The sequence below is a fragment of the Kribbella sp. NPDC050124 genome (assembly GCF_044460355.1).
GTDB lineage: Bacteria > Actinomycetota > Actinomycetes > Propionibacteriales > Kribbellaceae > Kribbella.
On sequence record NZ_JBITJU010000004.1, the window covers coordinates 428,370 to 439,750 of the forward strand.

Below are 11,381 nucleotides of genomic sequence, written 5' to 3' on the forward strand. Positions count from 1 at the left end.
CGGTTGATTGAATCTTAATGTTGTGAATCAAAGGGGGGAGCAACAAGCCTCATTCGCGGGTCTGTCGCGCCGGCGGGCGCCGGGCGACACTGGGGATGGGGGCAGGGGGGATGAGGATGGTTCGCGCTGAGCGAATGCGGATGGCGATCGTCGGCATGGCACTTGGTACGTCGCTGGTCGCGTGTGAGGGCGCCGACTCCGGTGACGCCTCCGAGGCCGCGGGTGGCGTGCGGGGCGGCACGGTCACGGTCTATTCCGTCAACGATGTGGAGCACCTGGACCCAGGGCGGAATTTCGGCGCCGACTCCAACATGATCGGCAAGCTGATCACCCGCACGCTCACGGACTACCGCTACGACGCCAAGGCGAAGAAGGTCGTCCCCGAGAACGACCTCGCTGAGAGTTACGAGTCGTCACCCGACCTGAGGACGTGGACCTTCAGACTCAAGGACGGGATACGGTACGAGGACGGCACGCCGGTCAAGGCGGCAGATGTGAAGTACAGCGTCGAGCGCTCGTTCTCCGCCGACCTGCAGGAGGGTGCGCCGTACGGCCGCGAGTATCTGGACTGCCCGGGCTACAAGGGCCCGTACGTCGCCGGCAACAACGGCGGCAAGGGCTGCACCGCGATCGCGGTGCCGGACGACAAGACCATCATCTTCAAGCTGAACCGGCCGCTCGCCACGTTCGCGGGTACGGCGAGCATGAAGATCTTCTCGCCCGTCCCGCAGGCCAAGGACACCAAGACGGCGTACGACAACCACCCGGTCTCGACCGGCCCGTACAAGATCCAGTCCTATGCCCGTAAGCAGCAGTTGGTGCTGGTTCGCAACGACCAGTGGGACCAGAAGACGGACCCGCTGCGCAACGCCCGGCCGGACAAGTTCATCTTCAAGTTCGGTCAAGCCGAGGCGACCGTCGACCAGCGGCTGATCGCGGACGGCGCGGCCGACCAGAGCTCACTGAGCTTGGCCGGCGTGCAACCCGGGAACATCGCCAAGACCAACCAGGCGGACGTCAAGGACCGGGTGCTCCGGGGCACCGACATCTGCCGACGCTACATCGCGTTCAACCAGCAGAAGCCGCTCCTGAAGAACCAGAAGCTGCGCGAGGCGCTGTACTACGGCCTCGACCGCACCAGCTACCGCGACGGACATGGCGGCGAGCGGCTCGCTGCGGTGGTCGACTCGATCATTCCCCACGACATGGAGGGCTACCAGCCGGAGGAGCACTTCAAGGCTCCGCCGGAGGGTGACCCGGCCAAGGCCAGGCAACTGCTGGCAGAGTCCGGCTACCAGGGCGAGAAGCTCGTGCTCGGCACCGGTGACGCGGGCATAGGCGTCAAGGCTGCCGAGGCCGCGCAGGCGTCCTGGAAGGCCGTCGGGATCAACGTCGACATCCGCAAGATCCCCGGCGACAACTACTTCTCGACCCAGCAGCAGGACTCCGCGGCGACCGATCTGATCACCGCGGGCTGGTGCTACGACTGGCCGACCCTGGCCACCATCGTGCCGCCGGTGTTGGGCCCGGACACGACCGCTCCGAACAAGGCGGCGCCGAACAACTACGCGCGCAGCCCCGCCGGTTGGGAGCAGATGGCCACGCTGGCCAAGGAGTCCGACATGACGAAGGTAGAGGCCGGTCTGTCGAACCTGTACGCCGAGATCATGAAATCGGCTCCGCTGGTGCCGACCGTTCAGGACCTCAACGTGTACGTCGTGGGCTCGAACATCGACAACGCGGTGGCCGATCCGAACAGCGGTGGTTACGTCGACCTCACGCAGATCGGGCTCAAGAAGGCCGGCTAGAGGTTCTTGCGGACGAGGACCCAGCGTTCGCTGGTTCGGTTGATCTCGGTGAAGCCGGCGGACAGGAAGACGGTGAGGGGGCCGCGGTAGAGGTCGGCTGAGGAGGTGCGGTCGACCTTGTCGACGTCGACCGCGCAGGCTTCGACGTGAGAGGCGCCGTACGACTGGGCGAAGGCGGCGGCGCCGAGGGCGAGGTCTCCGGCGATGCCCTGGCGGCGGTGGCCGACGGGTACGACGAAGCAGGTGATGACCCAGGCGTCCGGCTGGTCGGTGCGCCAGTTGGGGGAGGCGATCACCCGTGGGTACGCCGTCCGCGGGGCGACCGCACACCAGCCGACCGGCGCGCCGTCGTCGTACGCCAGGACGCCGGGCGGGATGTCGCTGTGGCAGACCTGCTCGCGGAGATCGCTGCGGTTGCTCGTCTGGGTGGCGGAGTTCCATTGCTTTCCGCGCAGGCGGAAGTACTGACAGAAGCAGCGCGCCGGGTCGCCGCGCTCGCCCATCACGCCGGCAACGTCCTGCCACGAGTCCGGGCCGGCCGCTCGTACGTCCACCATGGGGCCTACCGTAGCGGGGGGCTGGCTTGCACTCGTTTGGGGCGAGTGCTAATACTTGGTTAGCACTCCATGGGTGAGAGTGATAAGTCTCGTGCCCGCGGAGTGTGACAGAAGACGGCCTCGATGAGGTGCCGGAGCGTGGCGGGACGTGACCGCCGCGGTGTGGCGCCGTCCGTCGCGGGCATCCCGGCCGGCTGGACCACAAAGACTCGACGCGGGAGGACTCGCGGAGAATGCCCAAGCTGATTTCTTTCAATGAAGAGGCGCGCCGCGGCCTCGAGCGGGGGATGAACACCCTCGCCGATGCGGTCAAGGTGACGCTCGGCCCGAAGGGCCGCAACGTCGTCCTGGAGAAGAAGTGGGGCGCCCCCACCATCACCAACGACGGTGTCTCCATCGCCAAGGAGATCGAGCTCGAGGACCCGTACGAGAAGATCGGGGCCGAGCTCGTCAAGGAAGTTGCGAAGAAGACCGACGACGTCGCGGGTGACGGCACCACCACCGCCACCGTGCTGGCCCAGGCTCTCGTCCGCGAGGGTCTGCGCAACGTTGCCGCCGGCGCCAACCCGATGGGCCTGAAGAAGGGCATCGAGAAGGCGACCGAGGCGGTCAGCGAGCAGCTGCTGTCGCTGGCCAAGGACGTCGAGACCCGGGAGCAGATCGCTTCCACCGCCTCGATCTCCGCCGCCGACAACCAGGTCGGCCAGATCATCGCCGAGGCGATGGACAAGGTCGGCAAGGAAGGCGTCATCACCGTCGAGGAGAGCAACACCTTCGGCCTCGAGCTCGAGCTCACCGAGGGTATGCGCTTCGACAAGGGCTACATCTCGCCGTACTTCGTCACCGACACCGAGCGGATGGAAGCGGTCCTCGACGACCCGTACATCCTGATCGTGAACAGCAAGATCTCCAGCATCAAGGACCTGGTCCCGGTGCTGGAGAAGGTGATGCAGACCGGCAAGCCGCTGGCCATCATCGCCGAGGACATCGAGGGCGAGGCGCTGGCCACCCTGGTCGTCAACAAGATCAAGGGCACCTTCAAGGCCGTCGCCGTCAAGGCGCCGGGCTTCGGTGACCGCCGCAAGGCCATGCTGGTCGACATCGCCGTCCTGACCGGCGGCGAGGTGATCTCCGAGGAGGTCGGCCTCAAGCTCGACTCCGTCGACCTGGAGCTGCTCGGCCAGGCCCGCAAGATCGTCGTCACCAAGGACGAGACGACCATCGTCGAGGGCGAGGGCGACGCGGACCAGATCGCCGGCCGGGTGAACCAGATCCGCGCCGAGATCGAGAAGTCGGACTCCGACTACGACCGCGAGAAGCTGCAGGAGCGGCTGGCCAAGCTGGCCGGTGGCGTTGCGGTGATCAAGGTCGGCGCGGCCACCGAGGTCGAGCTGAAGGAGCGCAAGCACCGCATCGAGGACGCCGTTCGCAACGCGAAGGCGGCCGTCGAGGAGGGCATCGTCGCCGGTGGTGGCGTGGCCCTGCTGCAGGCGTCCGTGGCGGCGTTCGAGAAGCTGGAGCTCGAGGGTGACGAGGCGACCGGTGCGCAGATCGTGCGCCAGGCGCTGGAGGCCCCGCTCAAGCAGATCGCCGTCAACGCCGGCCTCGAGGGCGGCGTTGTGGTGGAGAAGGTCCGCAACCTCGACAATGGTTTCGGCCTGAACGCCGCGACCGGCGAGTACGTCGACCTGATCGCCACCGGCATCATCGACCCGGCCAAGGTGACCCGGTCCGCGCTGCAGAACGCGGCGTCGATCGCGGCCCTGTTCCTCACCACCGAGGCCGTCATCGCCGACAAGCCGGAGAAGGCCGCGGCCGCTCCGGGCGGCGCCCCCGACATGGGCGGCATGGACTTCTGATCCACTGAAGTCCAGCAACACAAGAGCAAGACGAACGGTCCCGGGCTCCGCCCGGGACCGTTCGTTGTTGGCGGAAAGAGCAGCACAAAGGCGGTCCCGGGCGGGTGCTCGGGGCCGCTTTTGTTGTGGTGTTTGACTACTGAGGGTAGGCGAATTCGGCGTCTGGTGACGGGTTGTCAGGTTTGCGGACTCGGCCGTACTGTCGAATTTGGGTGTCCGGGGGTGGGCGCCCGGGGGGTGCTATGCACGCGTTTCTGGAACGTCTCGGCCGGGGGGCCGCCCGTCGGCACTGGATCGTGATCGGAATCTGGCTGGTGATCGTCGCCGGCCTGTTCGTACTCCGGTCCTTCTTCGGCGGCACGTATGTCAACAACTACACGGTGCCCGGGAGCGAGTCCTCGGCCGGCCTCAACGTGCTGAACCGCGACTTCGCCAAACAAGGCGGGTACTCCGGCTCGATCGTCTTCCACTCGCCGTCCGGCACGGTCTCCGAACAGGCTGCCGCGGTGAAGACCGCGATGACCAACGTCGGCAAACTCCCCGACGTGGTCTCCGCAGACGACCCGCTGGCCGCCCAGCAGGCGGCGTACATCTCCAAGGACCGCACCGTCGTCAACGCCCCGGTCTCGTTCTCCGTCGTACCGGCATCGCTGGACAGCGACTACCTCGCCGAGCTGGACGCGGCCGTGCAGCCGGCCCGCGACGCCGGGCTCGAGGTGGAGTACGGCGGTGGCGCCGGGCAGATCGGGAAGCAGGCCGACGACCAGTTGTCGGAGGCGATCGGTCTCACGCTGGCGCTCATCCTGCTGTTCCTGATGTTCCGGTCGATCGTCGCCGCCGCGCTGCCGCTGGTGTCCGCTGTCTTCAGTGTGGGCGGCGGTCTGGCGATTCTCGGCCTGCTCGCGGCCGTGAAGGAGTTCCCGGTCTCGGCCCCGACCGTCGCGACCCTGCTCGGCCTAGGCGTCGCGATCGACTACGGCCTCTTCCTGGTCTCGCGGCACCGCGAGCAGCTGGACAACGGCATGGAGGTCGAGGAGTCGATCGGCAAGGCCGAGTCCACTTCCGGCGCGGCCATCCTGGTCGCCGGTGGCACGGTCGTCATCGCGATCCTCGGCTTGTACGTGTCCGGCGTACCGTTCGTCGGCGCCCTCGGCCTCTCGTCCGCGATCCTGGTCGCGGTCACCGTCGTGGCCGCCCTGACGCTGATCCCGGCCCTGCTCGGCCTGGCCCGGCTGATGGTGCTGAACCGCGCCGACCGTAAGCACGTCGTCGAGGAGCGGGCCCTCGAGGCCGACCTCGACACCGCCGCCGTGACCGCGCACCGCGCCGAGGAGCGCGCGATCCGCGACGCCAAGCACGAGCAGAGCGCCTTCGCCCGCTGGGGCCGCCGGGTCAGCGACCGGCCCTGGACGTACGGGACCATCGCGACCCTGCTGCTCTTGATCCTCACCATCCCGCTGCTCTCGCTCAACCTCGGCCAGCTCGACGCCGGCACCGACCCGCCCGAGGACTCGAGCCGGAAGGCGTACGACCTGATCGCGCAGGGCTTCGGCCCCGGCGCCAATGGCCCGCTGACCGTCGTCGTCTCGCTGCCGAACCAGGACGCGAGCGCCAACCAGGCCCTGCTGACGAACCTCGCCGGCGAGCTGCAGAAGACGCAGGGCGTGGCCGCCGTCCAGCCGCCGTCGACGAACCAGGCCGGTACGACGGCCGCCATCAGCGTCGTCCCGACCACGTCCCCGTCGTCGGCCGACACCGAGGACCTGGTCAACCGGATCCGCAGCGACGTGCTGCCGGGGGTCGGAGGTACGACGTACGTCGTCGGCACGGTCGCCGGGTACGTCGACTTCACCGAGAAGGTCGCCGGCCGCATGCTCTGGCTGATCGGCGCCGTCGTCCTGCTCGCGCTGATCCTGCTCACGGTGGCGTTCCGGTCGATCGTGATCGGCCTGAAGGCCGCGATCCTCAACCTGCTGTCGGTCGGGGCGGCGTACGGCGTCATCGTCGCGGTCTTCCAGTGGGGCTGGGGATCCTCGCTGGTCGGAATCGACGAGACGGTGCCGATCCCGTCGTTCGTGCCGATGCTGATGTTCGCGATCGTGTTCGGGCTGTCGATGGACTACGAGGTGTTCCTGCTGTCCCGGGTGCACGAGGCCTGGGTGCAGACCAAGGACAGCCACCGCGCGGTCGCGATCGGGATCGGCGCGACCGCCCGGGTGATCACCACCGCGGCGGCGATCATGATCGTGGTCTTCCTCAGCTTCGTCCTCGACGACGACCCGACCGTGAAGATGCTCGCCGTCGGCATGGCCGTGGCCGTGCTGATCGACGCCAGCGTGGTGCGGATGGTGCTCGTCCCGTCGGTGATGACGCTGCTCGGCGACAAGGCCTGGTGGCTCCCGCGCTGGATGGACCGCATCATCCCCGACATCCAACTCGAAGGAGCCCTGGAGGAGCCCGCCCCCCAACCACCCACCGAAAAGCCACCCCGCGAAACCACCGGAGTCCCGCCAGCGCCCTGAGAGGTCAACCGCGCAAGCCGTTGTCGAGTCGGCGCGTCAACACACCGACTCGACTCTTGGAGGGTTTGCGAGCCGGCCAGTGCCGTACGACGTCCCGCACGGCCTGCGGCGCGTGGCCAATCGCCCAGTCGATGTGGTTGTCACCGGGCTCGCCCGTCGCCGACTCATACGCCTGCGCCATGGCGACGGCAGGCCCGAGCACGTGGTTCAACTGGTGCGGGGACTCCAGGTCGTGGATATACGGCGCCCCGGCCGCACCGACCGCAGCACGTGCCGCGTACTTGGCGGCCGGATCGTCTACCTCACCGGCCGCCTTCTGCGCTGCCCAAGCTGCCGACCGCTGCCGCTTCGACCGCTCGCCGCCGTTCGCGTAGTCCCGTGCGGCCTCAATTGCCTCTCGTGGACGGGTGTCGCCGGGAGCCCCTGCCTCGAAGAGCGGGAGCGCGCGCTCGGCGCAGGCGACGGCGAACTGGGTGACGGCACGACGATCTTCGTCGGTCAGCTTCATGGACCTCAACCGTATCGTTGAACCTCCCGATTGAGACTTCACGTGCCGGTGATCAGGTGGTTGGCGAGGGTGGGGGAGAAGGTGCCGGCTGGGATGCCCTGGCCGATGCCGCAGTTGCCGTCGGAGTCGCCTGGGACCTTGAGCCAGAGCAGGAGGTCCGCGGCGGTCGTGTACGACGTCACCGCCGCCTTGATGTCACCACTCCAGTTCCCGAACCAGCGGCCACCGGCCTTGCTGGCGATCTTGTCCCTGATCGCGGTCTCGTTCGGGTGCTGCTTCACGTAGACGGCCGGGTTGGAACTCGGGTCGACGTAGAAGCCGTTGGTGAGCTGGACCGGGTTCCCGGCGGCCGGCTCGGGAACGAACTGGCCGCCGAGGGTGAGCGATCCGGCGGTAAGCAGGGCGACCGTGGACAAGACAGCCATCGCGGGTAGGTCCTTCCGTCAGGGAGTGACTACTCAACGTGTCCACAACACTACCCTGCGGCCTCAGCTGTCTTCGTCCCAGCTGTGAATAACGGGTGGACTATGACCCCCGGCAGGCCCTAGTGTCTGGGGCGGCGAGAACGATTCCCGGAGTGGAAGGAGCGACCGATGAACACACCGACTTGTTTCCCGGCGCGCCCGATCCGCTCGCACAGCTCGCACTGAGCGGACGACCGCGCCTCCTGTTGGAGGATCAGTGAACATCCGCACCACCGTCGAGGCCGACCTCGGCACCATCCTTGCTCTGATCGAGCAGCAGAAGTCCGTCAACACCGTCACGCTCGAGCGCTACCGCGAGTACGTCGAGGCCGGTTACTACCGGCACGACTGGACCTGGGTCGTCGAGGAGGACGGCAAGATCCAGGCCCTCGCCATCTGGTGGGGCGCACCCGACGAGGACCACCCGTTCAGCATCGACGGCCTGTACTACGTCGGCGACGGCGACCCGGTCCCGGTCTGGACGGCCCTGATCGAGCACACGATCGCGGTCCGCCCGGCCGACGCCGAGCCGCCGGAGTACCACTTCTTCCTGGACAGCAACTGGCAGGAGGATCCGGACGCGGTGGCCGGACTCGAGGCGCGCAGCCGGGCCGCCGCGGCCGCCGGGTTGACCGAGATCACCGACCGGCTGCGGTACGAGTGGAAGCCGTCGTACGGACTGCCGGACAGGTCCACGCGGCTGCGGTTCGAGCCGGCCGACGACGAGGCGTTCGTGGACGTCCTCGCCCGGGTCTCCGAAGGCAGCCTGGACGCGGCCACCGCGCGAGAGATCGCTCGGCTCGGCGTCGACGGCGCAGCCCGCGCAGAGCTCGAGCTCTACAAGTCGATGCCTGGCGACCGAGCCTGGTGGCGGCTCGGGTACGACGCCGACGGGAAACTGATCGGGTTCGCGATCCCGTCGGCCAACGCGGGCGGGCCGACGGTCGGGTACCTCGGGGTGCTGCCCGAGCAGCGCGGCAACCGGTACATCGACGAGCTGCTCGCCGAGATCACCCACCTGCACGCCGAACTGCGCGCCGAACGGGTGACCGCGGACACCGACTTCGGCAACGTGCCGATGGCGAAGAGCTTCGAACGCCAGGGATACCGGAACTTCGCGGTCCGCCGGGTGCTGTCCTTCCCGGAGAGCTGATCCGAGCCCTATGCTCCCTGACATGTCAGGGGGCATAGGGGGATCGCGATGCGTGACATCGCACTGATCCTGCACGTCGCGGCCGGCATCCTGGCGGTGCTGCTGGGCCCGTTCGCGATCGTCCGCACCCTGCGCCGCCGCGGCCTGAACTGGGCCGGCGAGCTGTACCACTGGGCGATCGCGATCGTCTGCCTGACCGCTCTCGTGATGGTTCCGTACGACTGGGGCCGGCTGTGGGTGTTCTGGCCGATCTCGCTCGCGTCGTACCTCTTCGTCTACTTCGGGCAGCGCGCCGCGGAGGCGCCCGGCGGCCTCTGGTACCGCGGGGTGCTGCGCGGGTACGGCGGCGGCTGGATCGCCTTGTGGACAGCGATCCTGGTCGTCAGCGCACCCCAGCAGGCGTGGTCCTGGGTGATCCCGATCCTGCTCGGCACCGCGATCATCGAGTGGCTGTGCTTCAAGCCGATGCCGGACTGGACCAAGGAGGTCCAGCCCGAGCGGGATCAGGCCTGACCGGCCTTCTCCTCCGGCGTGGCCTTGCGTACGACGAGACGCGTCCAGGCGCCGACGTAGACGCGGTCGTCCGAGTTCAGCTCACGGCGCTGGCCAGGGACGATCGGGTCCTCGGGCAGCGGTCCGGCGGCCGGGGCGACGTACGTGCCGTTGGAGGACTGCAGGTCCTCGACCCACCAGCGGGTGCCGTCGGTGCTGAGCTGCGCCTGGCGGCGGCTGACGCCGGTGTCGTCACCGCAGTCGATCTCCGGGTGGATGTTCCGGCTCCGGGACGGGCGGCCGATCAGCACGCTCTTCTCGGTCAGCGGGATCACCACCGGCAGGCCCGGTGACGGACACGGGTCGTCACTCTGCTGTACGGCGTACCAGTCGGGGTCGACCCAGCGTTCGACCACCCAGTCGGCGGTCTCGAGCGGCGCCGGCGGGACCGGCGGCGGCGTGCCCAGGTCGAGGGACGACGCCGGACGCGGCATGGTGCCGGTGGTGAAGTCGTAGCCGCAGCTCTCGCAGAACAAGGCGTCCGCGGAAGCGGACTCCGAGCAGTTCGGGCAGGTCTGCGTCGCCGGCGCGGCCGGGGGAGCGGGAGCCGCGACGGCCGGCGCCGGGACCGATGCCGCGGCCGGAGTGGCCGCGGCGCCGATCGGCAGGCCGCAGACGTCGCAGTAGTCGGTCGAGACGGACGGGTGCCCGCTCGGACAGCTGACTGTCGTCATTTCTTCACCCGGGTGGTCTTGGTGGAGGCCGTGTCGAGGGCCATCTCGTCGGCCTTCTCGACGGTCCGCTTCAGCCGCACCGTACCCGCTTCCTGGTCATCGATGTCCACGACCTTGCGCAGCCGCGTGGTCGCCTCCTCGTTGCCGGTCTGCGCGGCCAACTGGACCGCGCGACCGAGCTTGGTGGTCGCGGTCGCGGTGTCACCCGCGGCCTTCGCGGCCAGGCCCTCCTGGATCGCCTCGGCCAGCTCGGTCTGCCCGGTGTAGTGCGCGACCTCCGGGCTGATCCGGGTGGTCAGCGCCTCGTCCGCGGACCACAGCGCCTTGACCAGGCCCTGGGCGACCACGTCGTCGCCGATCGCCAGCTGCACCCGGGCGGCGAGCTGCTCCTGCCCGATCGCCTTGGCGGCAAGGCGGATCGCCACGTGGTAGTCCCGCGACTCGTCACCCCACGAGCCGGTCGGATACGAGCCGGTCAGCGGGTTGAGCGCCGTACGGCGGGACGTCAGGTCCTCGACCGTGGGAGCGACCTGACGGACGAACAGGACCTCGGCTCCCTGCGGGGCCCAGACGCGCAGGTCGGCCTGGGCGACACCGCGGCTCATCGCGTTCTGGATCAACTTGGAGAACTCGGCGGCCAGCTGGTCCGGGGCCGGGATGATGTCGACGGTGCCGAGCAGGGCTTGCGCGATCCGCCGTACCTCGTCGACCTGCCAGGCGACGCCGACACCGCGGCAGTCGCACTGGAACTCGCCGGTGACAGCCTGGATCGTCTGGGTCAGGACCTCAGGGGTCTCGTGCTGGTTCTCGCCGTCGGTGAGCAGGATGGCGTGCTTCTGGGTCAGCGACGGCACGGTCTTGAACACCCGCGACGCAAGCCGCAGCCAGGTGCCCATCGCGGTCCCGCCGTCGGCGTAGAACCGGGACACCGCCTCCTTGGCCTGCTTCCGGGTGAACTGGTCCATCCGCACCATCACCGGCTCCGGCGACGGCGGGAACGCCAGCTGGGCCCGGTCGTTGCCGGAGATCACCGCGAACCAGACCCCGTCGAGGATCTGGTCGAGCGCGGTCTGCGCGGCGTACGCGGCGGCCCGGACGCCGTCGGCGCCCATCGAGCCGGAGGTGTCGACGATGATGATCTCGCCCGCGTCACCGCTGCCGGACTGCCCGGCCGCACCGGCGCCGCTGCAGTCCACCGTGACGATGGCGTGCACGTCGGTTCCGCCGTCGGGCAGGAACTCGTTCTGGTAGACGGAGGCGGTGAAGTCGGCCATCTTGTCGGCA

Annotated in this window: 10 protein-coding genes; 5 read left to right on the forward strand and 5 right to left on the reverse strand. The window is 68.6% G+C overall.

Going from position 1 to position 11,381, the window contains the following annotated elements; genetic code table 11:
- Positions 1–110 precede the first annotated feature (110 nt).
- Positions 111–1,808, forward strand: coding sequence for an ABC transporter substrate-binding protein (locus tag ACIBL3_RS14380; protein WP_396353735.1), 1,698 nt, complete (start codon positions 111–113; stop codon positions 1,806–1,808).
- Here ACIBL3_RS14380 and ACIBL3_RS14385 read toward each other — a convergent pair.
- On the reverse strand, positions 1,805–2,365 hold the full coding sequence (locus ACIBL3_RS14385; RefSeq protein WP_396353736.1) for a GNAT family N-acetyltransferase: 561 nt from the start codon (positions 2,363–2,365) through the stop codon (positions 1,805–1,807). The two genes, ACIBL3_RS14380 and ACIBL3_RS14385, sit on opposite strands and share 4 nt — an antisense overlap.
- A gap of 233 nt (positions 2,366–2,598) precedes the next feature.
- Here ACIBL3_RS14385 and groL point away from each other — a divergent pair, with 233 nt between their 5' ends.
- Together groL and ACIBL3_RS14395 are read left to right on the forward strand one after the other, a co-directional pair.
- Positions 2,599–4,224: a chaperonin GroEL gene (gene groL, locus ACIBL3_RS14390; protein ID WP_396353737.1), complete on the forward strand. Its 1,626-nt coding sequence runs from the start codon at positions 2,599–2,601 to the stop codon at positions 4,222–4,224.
- 242 nt (positions 4,225–4,466) lie between these two features.
- Positions 4,467–6,746, forward strand: coding sequence for an MMPL family transporter (locus tag ACIBL3_RS14395; RefSeq protein ID WP_396353738.1), 2,280 nt, complete (start codon positions 4,467–4,469; stop codon positions 6,744–6,746).
- 4 nt (positions 6,747–6,750) lie between these two features.
- On the opposite strand, the gene ACIBL3_RS14400 is transcribed toward ACIBL3_RS14395, so the two are convergent.
- Together ACIBL3_RS14400 and ACIBL3_RS14405 are read right to left on the reverse strand one after the other, a co-directional pair.
- Positions 6,751–7,254 carry a putative immunity protein gene (locus tag ACIBL3_RS14400; protein ID WP_396353739.1) on the reverse strand — a complete coding sequence of 168 codons (504 nt, stop codon included), beginning with the start codon at positions 7,252–7,254 and terminating at the stop codon, positions 6,751–6,753.
- Positions 7,255–7,292: 38 nt separating this feature from the next.
- A complete protein-coding gene (locus ACIBL3_RS14405) occupies positions 7,293–7,679 on the reverse strand; it encodes a hypothetical protein (RefSeq protein WP_396353740.1) in 387 nt (128 codons plus the stop codon).
- Between the two features lie 256 nt (positions 7,680–7,935).
- Between ACIBL3_RS14405 and ACIBL3_RS14410 the strand changes: the two genes are divergently transcribed.
- Together ACIBL3_RS14410 and ACIBL3_RS14415 are read left to right on the forward strand one after the other, a co-directional pair.
- Positions 7,936–8,871 carry a GNAT family N-acetyltransferase gene (locus ACIBL3_RS14410; RefSeq protein WP_396353741.1) on the forward strand — a complete coding sequence of 312 codons (936 nt, stop codon included), beginning with the start codon at positions 7,936–7,938 and terminating at the stop codon, positions 8,869–8,871.
- Positions 8,872–8,919: 48 nt separating this feature from the next.
- The gene (locus ACIBL3_RS14415; protein WP_396353742.1) at positions 8,920–9,384 is read left to right on the forward strand and encodes a hypothetical protein; all 465 of its coding nucleotides are present in this window, start codon (positions 8,920–8,922) and stop codon (positions 9,382–9,384) included.
- Here ACIBL3_RS14415 and ACIBL3_RS14420 read toward each other — a convergent pair.
- Both ACIBL3_RS14420 and ACIBL3_RS14425 read right to left on the reverse strand, forming a co-directional pair.
- Positions 9,375–10,097 (reverse strand): FHA domain-containing protein, encoded by a 723-nt coding sequence (locus ACIBL3_RS14420; protein ID WP_396353743.1) that lies wholly within the window; start codon positions 10,095–10,097, stop codon positions 9,375–9,377. The two genes, ACIBL3_RS14415 and ACIBL3_RS14420, sit on opposite strands and share 10 nt — an antisense overlap.
- Positions 10,094–11,371: a VWA domain-containing protein gene (locus ACIBL3_RS14425; protein ID WP_396353744.1), complete on the reverse strand. Its 1,278-nt coding sequence runs from the start codon at positions 11,369–11,371 to the stop codon at positions 10,094–10,096. Before ACIBL3_RS14425 ends, ACIBL3_RS14420 begins: the two co-directional genes overlap by 4 nt.
- Between the last annotated feature and the right edge of the window lie 10 nt (positions 11,372–11,381).

What these genes read in the sequence shown, in the direction of transcription:
- ACIBL3_RS14380 (WP_396353735.1), top strand. Translation starts at nt 111, where the DNA reads ATGAGGATGGTTCGCGCTGAGCGAATGCGGATGGCGATCGTCGGCATG.
- ACIBL3_RS14385 (WP_396353736.1), bottom strand. Translation starts at nt 2,365, where the DNA reads ATGGTGGACGTACGAGCGGCCGGCCCGGACTCGTGGCAGGACGTTGCC.
- groL (WP_396353737.1), top strand. Translation starts at nt 2,599, where the DNA reads ATGCCCAAGCTGATTTCTTTCAATGAAGAGGCGCGCCGCGGCCTCGAG.
- ACIBL3_RS14395 (WP_396353738.1), top strand. Translation starts at nt 4,467, where the DNA reads ATGCACGCGTTTCTGGAACGTCTCGGCCGGGGGGCCGCCCGTCGGCAC.
- ACIBL3_RS14400 (WP_396353739.1), bottom strand. Translation starts at nt 7,254, where the DNA reads ATGAAGCTGACCGACGAAGATCGTCGTGCCGTCACCCAGTTCGCCGTC.
- ACIBL3_RS14405 (WP_396353740.1), bottom strand. Translation starts at nt 7,679, where the DNA reads ATGGCTGTCTTGTCCACGGTCGCCCTGCTTACCGCCGGATCGCTCACC.
- ACIBL3_RS14415 (WP_396353742.1), top strand. Translation starts at nt 8,920, where the DNA reads ATGCGTGACATCGCACTGATCCTGCACGTCGCGGCCGGCATCCTGGCG.
- ACIBL3_RS14420 (WP_396353743.1), bottom strand. Translation starts at nt 10,097, where the DNA reads ATGACGACAGTCAGCTGTCCGAGCGGGCACCCGTCCGTCTCGACCGAC.
- ACIBL3_RS14425 (WP_396353744.1), bottom strand. Translation starts at nt 11,371, where the DNA reads ATGGCCGACTTCACCGCCTCCGTCTACCAGAACGAGTTCCTGCCCGAC.